Source organism: uncultured Stenotrophomonas sp. (genome assembly GCF_963519925.1).
Lineage (GTDB): Bacteria > Pseudomonadota > Gammaproteobacteria > Xanthomonadales > Xanthomonadaceae > Stenotrophomonas > Stenotrophomonas maltophilia_AE.
On sequence record NZ_CAUQPH010000084.1, the window covers coordinates 1 to 15,920 of the forward strand.

17 protein-coding genes are annotated in these 15,920 nt (G+C 67.9%); 9 read left to right on the forward strand and 8 right to left on the reverse strand.

What is annotated here, in order from left to right; translation table 11 throughout:
• A partial coding sequence (gene ubiH / locus RWO33_RS13870) for a 2-octaprenyl-6-methoxyphenyl hydroxylase (protein WP_314105595.1) occupies positions 1–1,195 on the reverse strand: 1,195 nt, incomplete at its 3' end.
• 85 nt (positions 1,196–1,280) lie between these two features.
• On the opposite strand from ubiH, the gene RWO33_RS13875 reads away from it, so the two are divergent.
• From RWO33_RS13875 to RWO33_RS13915, 9 genes are all read left to right on the forward strand, one after another.
• Complete coding sequence (locus RWO33_RS13875) at positions 1,281–1,865, forward strand: hypothetical protein (protein ID WP_314105597.1); 585 nt, start codon at positions 1,281–1,283, stop codon at positions 1,863–1,865.
• An 11-nt stretch (positions 1,866–1,876) separates the two neighbouring features.
• A complete protein-coding gene (locus RWO33_RS13880) occupies positions 1,877–2,431 on the forward strand; it encodes a cob(I)yrinic acid a,c-diamide adenosyltransferase (RefSeq protein ID WP_314105599.1) in 555 nt (184 codons plus the stop codon).
• Positions 2,432–2,460: 29 nt separating this feature from the next.
• Positions 2,461–3,378: a histone deacetylase family protein gene (locus RWO33_RS13885; RefSeq protein WP_314105601.1), complete on the forward strand. Its 918-nt coding sequence runs from the start codon at positions 2,461–2,463 to the stop codon at positions 3,376–3,378.
• 91 nt (positions 3,379–3,469) lie between these two features.
• Entirely contained in the window at positions 3,470–5,926 is a 2,457-nt protein-coding gene (gene lptD, locus RWO33_RS13890) for an LPS-assembly protein LptD (protein ID WP_314105603.1), read from the forward strand.
• Complete coding sequence (locus RWO33_RS13895; protein WP_314105605.1) at positions 5,923–7,272, forward strand: peptidylprolyl isomerase; 1,350 nt, start codon at positions 5,923–5,925, stop codon at positions 7,270–7,272. Before lptD ends, RWO33_RS13895 begins: the two co-directional genes overlap by 4 nt.
• An 11-nt stretch (positions 7,273–7,283) precedes the next feature.
• Complete coding sequence (gene pdxA, locus RWO33_RS13900) at positions 7,284–8,264, forward strand: 4-hydroxythreonine-4-phosphate dehydrogenase PdxA (RefSeq protein ID WP_314105607.1); 981 nt, start codon at positions 7,284–7,286, stop codon at positions 8,262–8,264.
• Positions 8,261–9,076 (forward strand): 16S rRNA (adenine(1518)-N(6)/adenine(1519)-N(6))-dimethyltransferase RsmA, encoded by an 816-nt coding sequence (gene rsmA / locus RWO33_RS13905; protein ID WP_314105608.1) that lies wholly within the window; start codon positions 8,261–8,263, stop codon positions 9,074–9,076. The genes pdxA and rsmA overlap by 4 nt, the downstream gene beginning before the upstream one ends.
• Before the next feature lie 21 nt (positions 9,077–9,097).
• Entirely contained in the window at positions 9,098–9,481 is a 384-nt protein-coding gene (gene apaG / locus RWO33_RS13910; protein WP_145481570.1) for a Co2+/Mg2+ efflux protein ApaG, read from the forward strand.
• A gap of 13 nt (positions 9,482–9,494) precedes the next feature.
• Positions 9,495–10,514, forward strand: a complete 1,020-nt coding sequence (locus RWO33_RS13915) for a symmetrical bis(5'-nucleosyl)-tetraphosphatase (RefSeq protein WP_314105611.1) — start codon at positions 9,495–9,497, stop codon at positions 10,512–10,514.
• Positions 10,515–10,583: 69 nt separating this feature from the next.
• On the opposite strand, the gene RWO33_RS13920 is transcribed toward RWO33_RS13915, so the two are convergent.
• The 7 genes from RWO33_RS13920 to RWO33_RS13950 form a co-directional block, all read right to left on the reverse strand.
• Entirely contained in the window at positions 10,584–11,348 is a 765-nt protein-coding gene (locus RWO33_RS13920) for a hypothetical protein (protein ID WP_314105613.1), read from the reverse strand.
• Entirely contained in the window at positions 11,345–12,223 is an 879-nt protein-coding gene (locus tag RWO33_RS13925; protein WP_314105615.1) for an ABC transporter ATP-binding protein, read from the reverse strand. The genes RWO33_RS13920 and RWO33_RS13925 overlap by 4 nt, the downstream gene beginning before the upstream one ends.
• Positions 12,224–12,581: 358 nt before the next feature.
• Complete coding sequence (locus RWO33_RS13930) at positions 12,582–13,073, reverse strand: dihydrofolate reductase (protein WP_314105617.1); 492 nt, start codon at positions 13,071–13,073, stop codon at positions 12,582–12,584.
• Positions 13,073–13,621 carry a hypothetical protein gene (locus tag RWO33_RS13935; protein WP_314105619.1) on the reverse strand — a complete coding sequence of 183 codons (549 nt, stop codon included), beginning with the start codon at positions 13,619–13,621 and terminating at the stop codon, positions 13,073–13,075. Before RWO33_RS13935 ends, RWO33_RS13930 begins: the two co-directional genes overlap by 1 nt.
• 26 nt (positions 13,622–13,647) lie before the next feature.
• Positions 13,648–14,442: a thymidylate synthase gene (locus RWO33_RS13940; RefSeq protein WP_314105620.1), complete on the reverse strand. Its 795-nt coding sequence runs from the start codon at positions 14,440–14,442 to the stop codon at positions 13,648–13,650.
• Positions 14,439–15,335, reverse strand: coding sequence for a prolipoprotein diacylglyceryl transferase (gene lgt / locus RWO33_RS13945; RefSeq protein ID WP_314105622.1), 897 nt, complete (start codon positions 15,333–15,335; stop codon positions 14,439–14,441). Before lgt ends, RWO33_RS13940 begins: the two co-directional genes overlap by 4 nt.
• A 48-nt stretch (positions 15,336–15,383) precedes the next feature.
• Positions 15,384–15,869, reverse strand: a complete 486-nt coding sequence (locus RWO33_RS13950; RefSeq protein WP_314105623.1) for a TPM domain-containing protein — start codon at positions 15,867–15,869, stop codon at positions 15,384–15,386.
• Between the last annotated feature and the right edge of the window lie 51 nt (positions 15,870–15,920).

Genomic DNA, 15,920 nt, shown 5'->3' on the forward strand with positions numbered 1-15,920 from the left:
CGCCCAGGCACATAGCCGGGACCTCGCCACGGAAGCCCATCGCACAGCCAACCAGCAGCGACTGCATCGAGGTGGCCTGGGCGGCCAGCAGGCCCAGGCTGCGCAGGGGTCGCAGCAGCGGCGCCGGGTTGCTGGTCAGCCGTGCCAGCCCGCCGGAGAAGGCGATGGTCTGCGCGCGGTCTTCCTCGCGACGCGCCACATGCGCCTGCAGCAGGGCATCGCTGCCCGGGTCCGACGCCGTCTCCAGCAGCTCGGCGAGGGTCAGCGCATCGCGCAGCCCCAGGTTGAAGCCCTGCGCGCCAAGCGGATGGATGGTCTGCGCGGCATTGCCCAGCAGCACCGCGCGCTCGCCGATCCGTGCCTGTGCCAGCACCTGCACCAGCGGATAGGCACTGCGCGGCCCGCTTTCCAGCAGGCGGCCGGCGCGCCAGCCGATGGCCTGCTGCAGCCGCTGCAGCCACGCCGCATCGTCCAGCGCCAGCACCGCATCGGCCTGGTCGCGGGCCACGCCGTGCACCGCGCCATGGTGGCGGTCGCCGCGCGGCAGCAGCGCGGTCGGGCCCGAATCGGTGAACCGCTCGTAGGCGGTGCCATCGGGGGCGCGTGCCGAGCGCACGCGGGCCACGAACAGGGTCTGCTGGAAATCGTGCTCGTCCACGCCGATGCCCAGCGCGTCGCGCACGCCGCTGCGGGTGCCGTCGGCGCCCACCACCAGGCGTGCCAGCAGGCAGCGCTCGCCGCTGTCGTCGGCAATGAACACCTGCCGATGGCCGTCCACCGTCGCGCCCAGGCGCAGGAAGCGCGCCGGGCGGTAGCGGGTCAGGTGCCGCAGCCCCAGCAGGCGCGTTTCCAGCGCCTGGCCGAAATCGCGGGCCACCACCACCTGGCCGAAGAACGGCCGCTGGTACTGCGCCGAGTCCATCTGCACGCGGCCGAAATCGCCGGCGCGACTGACCTGGATGCGGGTGATCGGACCGGGCGCCGAGCCCAGCAGCTGCATCACCCCGAGCGCGGTCAGCGCATTGACCGTGGCGGCGGCGAAGCTGAGGTTGCGCTGGTCGAACACCGGCGGCAGCGCACCGGCCGGCGCGGCCTCGACCAGCGCGACGTTGCGGCCGGCCCGGTCCAGGGCGATGGCCAGGCTGGCGCCGACCAGCCCGCCACCGATGATCACTACGTCATGACGTTCACTCATGCCGCCCATGATAGTGCGTGCGGCCCCGCTACGCCCCGGGGTGGCAGGCGCTAGAATGAACGCTGGACCCCCGACGCCCGCGCCCATGACCCACACCGCCCAACGCGCCTTCATCCTGTTCGTGCTCGTGCTGCTGATGGCCGCGACCCGGGTCAACCATTTCGCCGCGATCCCCGACGCCTCGTGGGCGGTGTTCTTCATCGCCGGCTTCCACCTGCGCAGCTGGACGCGCTGGGCGTTCCCGCTGCTGATGGTGCTGGCCATCGTCATCGACGTGCTGGTGATCCGCGCCAGCGGCATCGGCTACTGGCAGCATTACTGCGTATCGCCGGGCACGGCGATGCTGGTGCCGGCCTACCTGGCGATGTGGGCCGGCGGTGCGTTGCTGCGCCAGGGCTACGCCGGTGCCGACTGGACCGCCTTGGCCAGGGCCGCGGCGCTGCTGGTGGCCGCCGTGGCGGTCTGCCACCTGTTCGCGCAGAGCGGTTTCTACTGGGCCAGCGACGTGGTGGCGTCCCCCACCCTGGCTGGCTGGGCGACGAACTACGCGGACTGGTTCCTGCCCTACCTGCGTACCGCCGCGATCTATGTCGGCCTGGCCGCCGCGTTGCAGCTGGCCACCGAACAGGTGCTCAAGCTGCTGCAGGCCCGCCGCGACGTGCTGCACTGAGCGCGGCGCGCATGGGCAACCGGCTTTCGCGCATCTACACCCGTACCGGCGACGACGGCAGCACCGGCCTGGGCGACGGCAGCCGCGTGGCCAAGGATGCGGCCCGGGTCAACGCCTTCGGCAGCGTCGACGAGGCCAACTCGGCGCTCGGCGTGTTGCTTGCCGTCGCCCTGCCCGATGATGTCCGTGCGCTGCTGACCACGGTCCAGCACCAGCTGTTCGACCTCGGCGGCGAGCTGTGCATTCCCGGCCATGCCGCCATCCAGGCCACCGACGTGGCCGCGCTGGAACAGCAGCTGGACCACTACAACGCCACGTTGCCGGCGCTGAAGGAGTTCATCCTGCCCGGTGGCGGCGAGGCCGCCGCACGCTGCCACCTGGCCCGCACCATCGTGCGCCGGGCCGAACGCGAAACGGTGACCCTGGCGCGCCAGGAAGCGGTCCGCGCCGAAGCGCTGCATTACCTCAACCGGCTGTCCGACCTGCTGTTCGTCCTGGCGCGCGTACTGGCCCGCGCCGACGGCCACGGCGAGGTGCTGTGGCAGCACGCCCGCCGCCACGGCTGAGCACCCCCACCGCCCGGAACCCCGTCCGCATGCTGGTTTTCACCCACCCCGCCTGTCTGCACCATGACCCCGGCCCGGGCCATCCCGAAAGCCCGCAGCGCCTGCAGGTGGTGCTCGACGCCCTGCACGCAGCCTATCCGGACCGGCTGGACTGGCGCCAGGCACCGCCGGCCAAGTTTGGCGAGCTGGCGCGGGTGCATGACAACGAACTGATCGACCTGGTGCTGGCGCCGCAGACCGAGCCCCTGCGCCTGATCGACATGGACACGATGACCTCGCCCGGTTCGGCCAGCGCCGCGCTGCATGCCGCCGGCGCCGGCGTCGCGGCCGTCGATGCGGTGATGCTGGGCGATGATCCGCTGGCCTTCTGCGCGGTGCGGCCACCCGGCCACCACGCCACCGCCAGCACCGCAATGGGCTTCTGCCTGTTCAACAACATCGCCATCGCCGCCGCCTATGCGCGCGACAGGCATGGGCTGGAGCGCATCGCGATCGTCGATTTCGACGTGCACCACGGCAACGGCACCCAGGACATCTTCGTGGCCGACCCGCGGGTGGCGTACTACAGCACCCACCAGGCCGGCCTGTTCCCGCATTCGGGGCTGCGCCGCGACCGCGGGGCCGGCAACCTGCTCAACATCCTGCTGCCGCCGGGCAGCGGCAGCTTCCGGTTCCGCAACACCTGGGCCGACGAGATGCTGCCGGCAATCGATGACTTCCGTCCGCAGTTGCTGCTGGTGTCGGCAGGGTTCGACGCGCACCTGCGCGACCCACAGGCCGACCTGATGGTGGAAACCGAGGACTTCGGCTGGCTCACCACCGAGCTGCGCGCGCTGGCCCGGCGCCATGCGGCCGGGCGCATGGTGTCGATGCTGGAGGGCGGTTACGACCTGCAGGCGCTGGCCGAGTGCAGCGTCGCGCACGCAGGCGCGATGCTGGAACCATGAACCCGGCCCCCACCCGGCCGTAAGCCTTCATTGCCCCTATGCAAGGGATGGGGCAAGCTACGATCCGTTTTCGCCTGAATCCGAATCCCGCGTGCGCCGAGCCCTCCGCCTGCTGCCTCTCCCCCTGAGCATCGCCATCTGCCTGCCGGCCATGGCCGACGAGAAACCGGTGAACTGGGGCCTGTGTCCCGTCACCGATGTCCTGCCGGCCTTCCAGGACGCCCCTGCGGCGGACAAGGCCGCGGCGGAAACCCGCGACCAGCAGCCCACCGACATCGAAGGCGACACCCTGTCCGGCACCAGCACCGTGCCGCAATACCAGGGCAATGTGGCGCTCAAGCGCGGCGACCAGTTCCTGGGCACCGACCACCTGAGCTTCGACACCGAAAGCGGCAACTACATTGCCGAAGGCAACGTCCGCTACCAGGACGCCTCGATCCGGATGACCGCCAAGCGTGCCGAGGGCAACCAGGAAGCGGACACCCACAAGATCAGCGACATCCAGTACCAGCTGGTCTCGCGGCGCGGCCATGGTGGCGCCGACTCGATCGACCTGCAGGGCTCGGTCGGGCAGATGCACCGCTCCACCTACACCACCTGCGATCCCTCGCAGCCGGTGTGGAAGCTGTCGGCGCCGCAGATCGAGGTGGACAATGACGAAGGCTTCGGCACCGCGCGCAACGCCGTGCTGCGGATCGGCAAGGTGCCGGTATTGTGGGCCCCGTACTTCAAGTTCCCGATCGACGACCGCCGCCAGACCGGCCTGCTCTACCCGCAGCTGGGCCTGTCCGGGCGCAACGGCTTCGATTACGCCCAGCCGATCTACTTCAACCTGGCGCCGAACTACGACGACACCCTGACCCCGCGCTACATGAGCAAGCGTGGCCTGATGCTCGACAACGAGTTCCGCTATCTCTACGACGGCGGCCGTGGCGAGCTGCAGACCGCCTACCTGCCCAATGACAAGCTGCGCGACAAGGATCGCGGCCAGGTCGAGTACCAGGGCTACCACAACCTCAATCCGACCTGGCAGGCGCGCGCCAACATCGCCTGGGTCACCGACGAACGCTATACCGAAGACTTCTCCAGCAAGCTGCTGGGGGTAGCCACCACCAGCCTGCAGAGCCAGGTCGGCATCTACGGAACCGGCGAGAACTGGAGTGGCGGCCTGATGGCCGACTACTGGCAGAACACCGACTACACCCTGACCGAAGCCTCGCTGCCCTACGCGCGCCAGCCGCGCCTGTTCGGCACCTGGGACAAGCCGCTGCTGCCGTGGCTGGAAGTGGGCGTGTACGCCGAGGCGGTGCACTTCACCCACGATGATGTCGTCGGCAAGTTTGGTCCCGAGCAGGACTACGAATCGAACGGCATCGTGACCCCGTATTACAACGGCTCGCGCCTGGACGTTAAACCGTACGTGTCGCTGCCGTTTGCCGGCGCGTCCTGGTATGTCACCCCGACCCTGGCCTACCGCTACACCGGGTATGAGCTGGACCGCGGCCTGGCCGTCCAGACCCGGCTGCAGGCGTTCCGCGACGCCGGTGTCGACCCGGCCACGCTCACCCCCGATCAGCTGCGTGGCAATACCTCGCCGCATCGCAGCGTGCCGATCGCCAGCCTCGACGCCGGCATGTTCTTCGACCGCGAAACCACCATCAACGGGAAGGGCTTCCTGCACACCCTGGAACCGCGCCTGTTCTATCTGCGCACGCCGTACCGGGACCAGAGCGACCTGCCGATCTTCGATACCCGCGACTTCACCTTCAGCTGGGGCCAGCTGTTCCGCGACTCGCGCTACACCGGCGCCGACCGCCAGAACGACGCCAACCAGCTGACCATGGCGCTGAGCACCCGCTTCATCGACCAGACCACCGGACGCGAGCGGTTCTCCGGCAGCATCGGCCAGATCCTGTACTTCGATGATTCGCGCGTCACCCTGCCGGGCCAGCAGGCCCAGATCGAACAGGGCAAGTCGGCCTGGATCGCCGACGCCAACTACGCCATCAATGACCGCTGGAACCTGGGCGCCACCTACCAGTGGGATCCCAAGTACAAGCGCGAGGACCTGGCCAGCGTGCGTGCGCGGTACCTGATGTCCAACGACGGCATCGTCAACCTGACCTATCGACACCGCCTCAATTCGGCCGCCCCGGCGACCGCGACCAAGGAAGAGCGGACCCTGCTGGAGCAGGTCGACCTGTCCTTCCTGTACCCGATCAATGCCACCTGGAGCGTGGTCGGGCGTTACTACTACTCGCTGGAAGACAAGGCACCGCTGGAAATCATCGGCGGCGTGCAGTGGGACAGCTGCTGCCTGGCGGTGCGCGCCCTGGCCCGCCGCTACGTGCGCAACCGCGAAGGTGAGCTGAACAATTCGTTCCAGATCGAGTTCGTGCTCAAGGGCCTGAGCTCCATCGGCCAGAACACGGACCGCACTTTGCGCCGTGCTATTCTCGGCTATTACCGGGACGACCTCTATCTCGTGCCGCCCAGCACTACCGGTGCGCCCACGCGCGATGACTACGATCCGAACCTGATCCCATGACCAAGACCCTTCCCGTCCTCCTCGCCTCCGTCCTTGCCGTCACCACCGTTGCCGCGCCGTTGCAGGTGCTGGCCCAGCAGACCCAGTCGCTGGACCGCATCGCCGCCATCGTCGACGAGGACGTGGTGCTGCAGAGCGAGCTGGACCGCGCCGTCCAGAACATCAAGGCCCAGTACGCCGGACGGGAAGCCCAGCTGCCGCCCGATGACGTGCTGAACCGCCAGGTGCTGGAGCGCCTGGTGCTGGTCAAGCTGCAGGTGGCGCGCGCCGAGGGCAGCGGCATCAAGGTCAGCGACCAGGAACTCAACCAGGCGTTGAACTCGATCGCCCAGCAGAACGGCTCCAACCTGGACGCCCTGCGCCAGCGCCTGGCCGCCGACGGCCTGGATTTCAACGACTTCCGCAATTCGGTCCGCGACGAGATCACCGTGCAGCGCCTGCGCCAGAGCTTCGCGCAGAGCCGCATCAGCGTCAGCGAAGGCGAAGTGGATGCGGCGATGAAGCAGGAAGCCACCGCCGGCACCCAGTACCACCTGGCACACATCCTGATCGCGCTGCCGGAAGGCGCCACCGCCGACCAGATCGCCACCGGCCAGAAGAAGGTCGACGGCGTCAAGGCGCTGCTGGACAAGGGCGAGCTGGACTTCAACGCTGCCGCCGTGCGCTATTCCGACAGCCCCAACGCGCTGGAAGGCGGCGACCTCGGCTGGCGTTCGCTGGACGAGATCCCGGGCGCCTTCGCCCAGATGATGACCAGCATGAAGGCCGGTGACGTGGTCGGCCCGCTGCGCGGCCCGAGCGGTTTCCAGCTGCTCAAGCTGGTCGAAGTGCGTGATGCCAGTGCCGCCGCCGGCGGCCAGACCATCACCGAATACCACGGCCGGCACATCCTGATCCGGGTCAACGACCAGCAGGACAACGCCGCCGCCAAGGCCAAGATCGACACCCTGCGTGCACGCATCGCCGGCGGCGCGGACTTCCAGGCCGTGGCCAAGGAGTCTTCCGAAGACAACAACACCAAGGGCCAGGGCGGCGACCTCGGCTGGTTCCCGGTCGACGCCTTCGGCGCGGACTTCGGCCGGCAGGTCAGCGGGCTCACCGACGGCGGTGTCAGCCAGCCGTTCCGCACCGACGCGGGCTGGCACATCGTGGAACGCGTGGCCACCCGCCAGACCGACGCCGGCGCCGACAACAAGCGCGCCCAGATCCGCGAGACCATCGGTCGCCGCAAGCTGGAAGAGGAATACAACCGGTACCTGCAGGAACTGCGTGGCGAAGCCTACGTGGACCTGCGCACAGGCGATCGCGCCCAGGCCACCCCGGCCCCGGCGCCCGCCAAGCCCTGAGAGCGTCGCCGATGATCCCGCAGCTCGCTCTGGTACCGGGCGAGCCCGCCGGGATCGGCCCGGAACTCTGCCTGCGCCTGATCCAGCAGCCGCGCACCGATTGCCGGCTGCTGGCCTTCGCCGATCCGGACACGCTGCGTGCGGCGGCGTCCGCGCTGGCGTTGCCGCTGAACCTGCTGCCTGAAGATGCGATCGCCCGCGAGCCGGGCGATCTGCCGTTGTGCGAGGTGCGCAATGCGGTCCCGTCGCGCTTTGGCCATCCCGACCCGGCCAATGCGGGGGCGGTGATCGGTGCCCTGCTCCAGGCCGGCCAGGCCTGCCTGGACGGACGCGTGGACGGGGTGGTGACCGGCCCGGTGCACAAGGCGGTGATCAACCAGGGCGGGATCGCCTACAGCGGCACCACCGAACTGCTGGCCGACCAGGCCGGCGTGCAGGTGGTGATGATGCTGGCCAACGACATCGTCCGCGTGGCCCTGGCCACCACCCACCTGCCCCTGCGCGCGGTGGCCGACGCGATCACCGCCGACGGCCTGGCGGCCACCCTGCACACCGTGCACGGCGCCCTGCGCGACCAGTTCGGCATCGCCGCGCCGCGGATCGCGGTGCTGGGACTGAACCCGCACGCCGGTGAAGACGGCCACCTCGGCCGCGAAGAACTGGACCTGGTGATACCGCTGCTGGAGCGCCTGCGCGCCGGGGGCATGGACCTGGTCGGGCCGCTGCCGGCCGACACCGCGTTCCTGCCGCAGAAGCTGGCCGGGTTCGACACGGTGCTGGCGATGTACCACGACCAGGGCCTGCCGGTGCTGAAGTACAGCGGCTTCGAGCAGGCCGTGAACATCACCCTCGGCCTGCCCTACCCGCGCGTGGCGGTGGACCACGGCACGGCGCTGGAACTGGCCGGCCACGGCATCGCCGACCCTTCCAGCCTGCTCGCCGCGACCGCCTTGTGCGCCCGGCTGGCCAGGCAACTTAAAATGAGCGCATGACTTCTCCGCATTCCCCCTCCGCGCCTGGCTTCACCGCCCCGGCGAAAAAGCAGCTGGGCCAGCATTTCCTGGCCGACCGCAGCTACATCGACAAGATCGTGCTGGCGGTCAATCCGAAGGATGACGACCGCCTGGTCGAAATCGGACCGGGCCAGGGTGCGATCACCCTGCCGCTGCTGCGTCGCCATCCGCGCCTGACCGTGATCGAGTTCGACCGCGACCTGATCGCGCCGTTGACCGCGGCTGCGGCGCCGCTGGGCGAGCTGACCATCGTGCACCGCGACGTGCTGCAGGTGAACTTCACCGAGCTGGCCGGCGACGGCCAGATCCGGATGGTCGGCAACCTGCCCTACAACATTTCCTCGCCGATCCTGTTCCATGCGATGGAGCATGCGGCGGTGATCCGCGACATGCATTTCATGCTGCAGAAGGAAGTGGTCGACCGCATGGCGGCCGAGCCGGGCAGCAAGGTCTATGGCCGCCTCAGCGTGATGCTGCAGGCCTGGTGCAGGGTGACCTCGCTGTTCGTGGTGCCGCCGGGTGCGTTCCGGCCGCCGCCGAAAGTGGATTCGGCGGTGGTGCGACTGGTGCCGCGCGACCCGGCCACGGTCGGCATCATCGACCGCAAGCGCTTTGCCGAGGTGGTCCGGTCCGCATTCGGGCAGCGCCGCAAGACGCTGCGCAACGCGCTCAACGGGGTGGTCACGCCGGAGCAGTTCGAGGCGGCCGGAGTGCGCAGCGATGCGCGCGCCGAGCAGCTGGACGTCGCCCAGTTCATCGCGCTGGCCAATGTGCCGCGCGCGGAAGATTGAAACACCCTCTACACTGCCCGCATGAACGACGCTGCAAACTATGCGATCTCGGTCGAGGTCGCGCCACGCTTCCTGGATGACCAGTCCACGCCCGAGGACGGACGCTATGCTTTCGCCTATACGATCCGCATCCACAACCGGGGCCGCGTGGCGGCACGGCTGGTGGCGCGGCACTGGCGGATCACCGATGGCAATGGCCGGGTCGAGCACGTGGACGGTGACGGGGTGATCGGTGAGCAGCCGCGGCTGCGTCCGGGTGAAGACTTCCGTTACACCTCCGGTGTCATGCTGGAAACGGAACACGGCACGATGCAGGGGCATTACGACATGGTGGCCGACGATGGCACCGAGTTCGCGGCCCCGATCGCACCGTTCGTGTTGACCATTCCGCGCACGCTGCACTGATGGAGGCGCACGCATGAGTGTCTGGGCCATCGGCGACCTGCAGGGCTGTTATGAAGTGACCCAGCGCCTGCTGGAGAAGATCCGCTTCGACCCGGCGGTGGACAAACTGTGGTTCTGCGGCGACCTGGTCAACCGCGGCGGGCAGTCGCTGGAAACGCTGCGGCTGGTGCATTCGCTGCGTGAGCACAGCGTGGTGGTGCTGGGCAACCACGACCTGTCGTTGCTGGCGGTGGGCGCGCGCTCCGAGGAGGAGCAGCGCAAGGTCAACCCGGACCTGCTGCGGATCGTGCAGGCGGAGGACCGCGACACGCTGCTGGACTGGCTGCGCCTGCAGAAGCTGGTGCACGTGGACCGCGAACTGGGCTGGATGATGGTGCACGCGGGGCTGGCCCCGAAGTGGACCACGCAGTTGGCGGAGAAGCATGCGCGGGAGGTCGAGCAGCAGCTGCATGGCAGCGGCTACCGCAAGCTGTTCCGCAACATGTACGGCGACAAGCCGGTGTGGTCGCCGGGACTGTCGGGCTACGACCGTTCGCGCGCGATCATCAACCTGCTCACGCGCATGCGTTACTGCACGCCTCGCGGCCGGATCGGGATCGAGGACAAGGGCACGCCGGGCACGCAGGAACAGGGGCTGTACCCCTGGTTCGAGGTGCCGGGTCGGGTCGAGCGCGACCTGAAGATCGTCTGCGGTCACTGGTCGGCGCTGGGCCTGACCATCACCCAAGGCGTGCACGCGATCGACACCGGTGCGGTCTGGGGCGGCAAGCTCACCGCGCTGCAGCTGGATACCGAGGAACTGCGCGTCGTCCAGGTTCCCGGCCGCGATGTGCCCAAGCCGGTCACCCCGCCGCGCCCGCCGGCACGGCGCAGCAACGCCGACGGCGACTCGCCCAGTAGCGGACGTCCGCCGCGTGGGCCGCGCCAAGGCCAGCAACATGTCCGCAGTCCACGCCAAAATCAACAGCGACAGCCCGGCCAGCCGCGCGAGCCGGCCGGGAATGCAGGCGATGGTACGCCGACTATGGCGTAGAGCCGGGCTTTGCCCGGCTGCAGGCGAAGGCGTAAGAACCCAGGTCTGTGAATGTCTCCGCACCCCGGCTCAGCTATGGCCCAGGGTGCCGCGTCGCCGCGCCGCGCGGTAACAGGCGCCGAACACGATCATGCCGGCCCCGAGGTAGGCCCAGGCATTGCCTGCAACGAACAGTAGGCGCGGCCACTGGCCCGCCAGTGTGAGTGCACCTTGCTCGGCGATGATCCAGGCCGCGGCATGGCTGAAGGGTAGCAATGCCGGCACATCGGCTGGATAGGCCTGCATGCCGACAAGGGCGACGATTCCAAGCAGCATCAGCGCATTGGCCGCTTCCGCCTGTTTGAACAGGACGCTCAGACCGCCCATGATCAATCCCAGGCCGACCAACGAGGGCGCCGATATCAGCAGAATCGCGACCAGCGGGGCAGTGGGAACATCGACGGTTCGTCCGACGATCCAGAAGGTCACGTGCAACAGCACCAGGCTACCCAGCAAGGCGCCGACGATCTGCAGGCCACAACGCACCAACAGCACCACCGCAAGTGGCCGCGCCACCACGCAAAGCTGCTCCAGGGTGCGACCGCGGACCTCTTCGGCGGTCTCACCCGCGATACCGCTGTAGGCGGCACTGGCGAAGCTCCAGAGCACGAACCCCATCGCCAATGATGACTGCCCAGGCAGGAACTCCGCATCGGGAAGCCAGTCAATGCCGTAGGCGAGTCCGGCGAACGCCGCCAGCAGGATGAGCGAGCTGGCCAGGAACTCGAATGCATAACGGCGTTGTCGATGCAGATGCAGCATGGCCTCCGCATGGCACAGGCGTAGCAGTCTCATGGCACTTCCTTCGTTTCCCCTGCAGGTGACGCCGCGGTCGAGGCCAGCGGGGTGATAGTGGCGTGTCGCAGGTCGGGGTAGATCCGCGACAGCGCCTGCAACCTGCTGAGCTGTGCTGCGAATGTGTCATAGACGGTTAACTCAGCCATGACGGACGACGGCAACGGGTGCGTGGCTTCCACCGTGAGCCGAAATCTCGTCACGGCCGCCGTGGACGTAGTGCCGGTACGTTCAAATGCCCGGCGCCCAGCGTCCATGCCGACAACGCGTTCTGCGGTAGCTGCAACGAAGCCAGCATCATGGGAAATGGTGATCACGCTGGCACCGCGTTGCTGCTCGTCCATCAGCAGTACCTGCAAGGCTTGGATTCCTTCGGCGTCCAGACCCAACGTCGGTTCATCCAACATGATCAGGTCGGGCCGGTGAGCCACTGCACACAACAGCGCCGCGCGCTGGCGATTTCCTGTCGACAGCCGACGCACCGGTCGCTGCAATGCGGTCAAGCCGAGCCGATCTGCCAAGGCCTGCACATAGGGTCGGTCCACACGCTTCCCGCGGAGGCGGCAGGCGTAATCGCAATTCTCCTGGATGCTCAGCCGTTCGTACAGATTCGCCCGCCCTTCCAGCAGGATACCGGTACGGTCCAATCCACTGTTGCCCGCTCCCGGCAGAGGGTGGCCGAGCAGGCGCACCTGCCCCAGGCTGGGTTCGATCAGGCCCACGATGGTCTTGAACAGAGTGGACTTCCCCGAACCATTTGGCCCTACGATGGCAATCGATTGACCTCGCCGCACATCCAAGGACACGCCCGCCAGCGCCTTCGGATGGCCGGGAAAATCCTTGTGCAAGTCCTCAACCCATACGGCTTCATCCATGCCGCGGTCCCATATGGAAGTGCGCACGGATCGACCTCATGCCTTCTCCATCGCCTGCATCTTCGGCACGGGGTCAGGGCTGCTTGACGCCCGTTCAGCTCTTCTGGCTGCGCCTGCGGCTCGCTCCCGCGCATCATGCGCAGGAGGGCTTCGATCACGTCGACATCGCCACCCCAATGACAGCTGCATGCATGGGTCCTCGATGTATCCCTGATGGACCTCCAGCTTGCCGGCCAGCGGCCGGCACTACTATCAGATTTCGTGCAAAGTTGTTCAGGGCTTCCTTGGCTTGATCTGTAGGATCGTGCGTCGATCGATACCTGGGAGATCAGCGACCGCAACCGCCGTGATGCTGCCGTCAGGTCCGTACGTAATCCACGAAATCAAATGCAACGGCGTGCTTCGCGTCGGCTGGACGATGCTCGCGCCCGATTTCCACCCACTGCTGCAGATCTACCGGTGGGAAATGCGTATCGGCCTCGACCCGGGTATCCACCCAGGTCAGGTGCAGATCGGTTGCCTGCGCCATCGCCAGGCGGTAGATCTCGCCGCCACCGATCACGCACAGCTCGTCTGCGCCTGCATCGGCCGCGAACGCCAGCGCTTCGTCGATGCTGCTCACTGCCCGCATGCCGTCAAACGGGACCACGCCCGACCGCGTCAACACCAGGTTCGGCCGGCCCGGCAGCGCGCGGCCCAGCGACTGCGCGGTCCTGCGGCCCATCAGGATCGGCTTGCCCATCGTCAGTGCCTTGAAGCGCTTGAGGTCGTCCGGCAGCTGCCACGGCAACTGGTTCTCATGACCGATGCCATGATCCATGTCCAGCGCGGCGATCAGCGACAGCCGCATCACTCCGCTCCTCTGTTGGCCGTGGGGCCGCACAGCACCTTCATCCCGGCGATGGCATCCAGCACGTCCTGCTCGACGGGCGATCCTGCGGGCCGGTCAAATTTGATCCACGCGAAGGAAACGACCAGTGGAACCAGCCACTGGGTCAACCGCGACCCATCCGCGCGCGCGGCTTCGCTGCGATAGGTCTGGAACGCATCGAGGGTGATCCAGCCACTGCCTTTGGCGCGCTTCAGCGTCTTGTCCTGCTCGATGGTCACCGACGCGAGTATCTCCATGCCTTTCGCCGAATCAAGTCGGCCGATCGCAGGCCCGCAGCTCAGGGTGAGCGTGACCGGCCGCGCGGCATCCAGGCGTTCGCCGGTCAGGGTGATCTCCACGCTCGTGGCCAGGTTCGGATGCGCCGGGTTGGCCGGCGCCACGGACGCGACAATGTCGTCGGGCAGCGTGAGCCGACCGGCGGGGCCTTGTACGACCCCTGCCTGGGCCAGGCCGCTGAGGGCAGACAGTGCGATGCCGCAGGCGAGCGCGAGTACGTGTGAGTGCATGGATCCCTCCTTGGTGAACATCATCCTCAGACCGCCACCGGCGCCTTGATCGCCGGGTGCGGGTCGTAGCCGTCGATGCGGATGTCGTCGAACTGGAAGCCGAACAGGTCGGTCACGTCCGGGTTCAACCACAGCGTCGGCAGCGCGCGCGGTTCGCGCGCCAGCTGCTCGCGGGCCTGCTCATAATGATTGGAATACAGGTGCGCATCACCCAGGGTGTGCACGAAATCGCCGACGCCCAGCCCGGTGGCCTGCGCCACCATGTGGGTCAGCAGCGCATAGCTGGCGATGTTGAACGGTACGCCGAGGAAGATGTCGCCGCTTCGCTGGTACAGCTGGCAGCTCAGTTTGCCGTCCACCACGTAGAACTGGAACAGGTTATGGCAGGGCATCAGCGCCATCTGCGAAAGCTCGCCGACATTCCAGGCGCTGACCACCAGGCGGCGCGAATCCGGGTTGCGCTTGATCTCGTCCACCAGCCACTGCATCTGGTCGATGCTGCCGCCGTCGGCGGTGGCCCAGCTGCGCCACTGCTTGCCGTATATCGGGCCGAGATCGCCGTTTTCGTCGGCCCACTCGTCCCAGATCCGGACCTGGTGCTCCTTCAGGTAACCAATGTTGGTATCGCCCTTCAGGAACCACAGCAGCTCATGGATGATCGAGCGCAGGTGCAGTTTCTTGGTGGTGACCAGCGGAAAGCCGTCGGCCAGGTTGAAGCGCATCTGCCAGCCGAACACGCTGCGCGTGCCGGTGCCGGTGCGGTCGGATTTCTCGCTGCCGTGCTCGAGCACGTGCCGCAGCAGGTCCAGGTAGGCTTTCATGCCTTGCTCCCGGCCGCGGCGGGCGCGGCGGGAAGCACCGGCTGCAGTACCGGCGCGCGGCGCGACAGCACCAGCAGCACCACGCCCAGCGCGACCAGCGGCAGGCTGAGCAGCTGGCCACGGGTGAACCAGTCGAAGGCGAGGTACACGCCGTTGTCGGGCATGCGCACGAACTCCACCGCGAAGCGGAACACGCCGTACATCAGCGCGAACAGGCCCGAGATGAGGTAGCGCTGGCGAGGCTTGGCCGAGACCGTCCACAGCACCGCGAACATCACCAGCCCTTCCAGCAGCGCTTCATACAGCTGCGAGGGGTGGCGTGCGAACTGATTGAGCGCGCCGCTGGCGAACTGCTCGCGCAAGGCCGGCAGGTCCAGCTGGTTCAGCGGTGCCGGCAGGCCGGACGGGAACACCACGCCCCAGCTGCCGTCGGTGTACTTGCCCCAGAGCTCGGCGCCGATGAAGTTGCCGATGCGACCGAAGCCGAGCCCGAGTGGCACCAGCGGCGCCATGAAGTCGATGGTGTCGCCCAGGTGCAGGCGGTGCTTGCGCGACCAGTACCACGAGGCGAACAGCACGCCGAGCAGGCCGCCGTGGAAGCTCATGCCGCCGTCCCACACCTTGAACAGCAGCAGCGGGTTGTGCAGGAATTCCGAGGTGGCATAGAACAGCATGTAGCCGACGCGGCCGCCCACCACCACGCCGAGCATGGCGTAGAACAGCAGGTCGGAGAAGCCATTGGCATCCACCCCCGGCAGGCGCCCGGCCGCGATCCGCCGGCGCCCCAGCCACCAGGCCGCCATGAAGCCGAGCAGGTACATGATGCCGTACCAGTGCACCTTGACCGGCCCAAGCGAAAGGGCGATGGGGTCGATATCGTGGAAATAGATCATGGGCGGCGCCTTGCAGGTAAGCGGCTATTCTACGGCCGCCCACCGACCTCAAAGTAGCTGGGGGCTGTCCGGAAGGGCGTCGTCCTTCGACCCCGACCCGGGCGGATAGTGCCCGGCCAGTATCGCCGAGACTTCTTCGATGGCCAGCAGTACCGCATCCTGCAGGGTGCCGTCGCGCAGCTGCTGCTGCATGTGCGCGCACACCGCCTGCCACTGCGCCTCGCCGACCTTGCCGCGCAGGCCGCGGTCGGCGACCAGCTCGATGGCGTGGTCGGCGAGCAGCAGGTAGACCAGCACGCCGTTGTTGTGTTCGGTGTCCCAGGTGCGCAGCTGGGCGAAGGCGTGCTCGGCGCGCTGGCGCGGGGTGACGCCCTGCCAGAGCGCCCGCCACGGCAGGTCGGCTTCCACCGCGAACATGACCTGGCCATCGTGGCGCCGCTCACCGGCGGCGATCGCGTCAGTGATCGCCTGCAGGCGCTCCGGCGGGAAGGTGCGCGACAGCGAGGGCGCGGACAGATGGCGCCAGATGCGCATCACCAGCCTCCCGAGGCGCCGCCGCCGCCGGAGCGGCCACCGCCGCCACCC

Coding starts and splice junctions, on each gene's coding strand:
- RWO33_RS13875 (WP_314105597.1), top strand. CDS start 1,281: ATGACCCACACCGCCCAACGCGCCTTCATCCTGTTCGTGCTCGTGCTG.
- RWO33_RS13880 (WP_314105599.1), top strand. CDS start 1,877: ATGGGCAACCGGCTTTCGCGCATCTACACCCGTACCGGCGACGACGGC.
- RWO33_RS13885 (WP_314105601.1), top strand. CDS start 2,461: ATGCTGGTTTTCACCCACCCCGCCTGTCTGCACCATGACCCCGGCCCG.
- RWO33_RS13895 (WP_314105605.1), top strand. CDS start 5,923: ATGACCAAGACCCTTCCCGTCCTCCTCGCCTCCGTCCTTGCCGTCACC.
- pdxA (WP_314105607.1), top strand. CDS start 7,284: ATGATCCCGCAGCTCGCTCTGGTACCGGGCGAGCCCGCCGGGATCGGC.
- rsmA (WP_314105608.1), top strand. CDS start 8,261: ATGACTTCTCCGCATTCCCCCTCCGCGCCTGGCTTCACCGCCCCGGCG.
- apaG (WP_145481570.1), top strand. CDS start 9,098: ATGAACGACGCTGCAAACTATGCGATCTCGGTCGAGGTCGCGCCACGC.
- RWO33_RS13915 (WP_314105611.1), top strand. CDS start 9,495: ATGAGTGTCTGGGCCATCGGCGACCTGCAGGGCTGTTATGAAGTGACC.
- RWO33_RS13920 (WP_314105613.1), bottom strand. CDS start 11,348: ATGAGACTGCTACGCCTGTGCCATGCGGAGGCCATGCTGCATCTGCAT.
- RWO33_RS13925 (WP_314105615.1), bottom strand. CDS start 12,223: ATGGATGAAGCCGTATGGGTTGAGGACTTGCACAAGGATTTTCCCGGC.
- RWO33_RS13930 (WP_314105617.1), bottom strand. CDS start 13,073: ATGCGGCTGTCGCTGATCGCCGCGCTGGACATGGATCATGGCATCGGT.
- RWO33_RS13935 (WP_314105619.1), bottom strand. CDS start 13,621: ATGCACTCACACGTACTCGCGCTCGCCTGCGGCATCGCACTGTCTGCC.
- RWO33_RS13940 (WP_314105620.1), bottom strand. CDS start 14,442: ATGAAAGCCTACCTGGACCTGCTGCGGCACGTGCTCGAGCACGGCAGC.
- lgt (WP_314105622.1), bottom strand. CDS start 15,335: ATGATCTATTTCCACGATATCGACCCCATCGCCCTTTCGCTTGGGCCG.
- RWO33_RS13950 (WP_314105623.1), bottom strand. CDS start 15,869: ATGCGCATCTGGCGCCATCTGTCCGCGCCCTCGCTGTCGCGCACCTTC.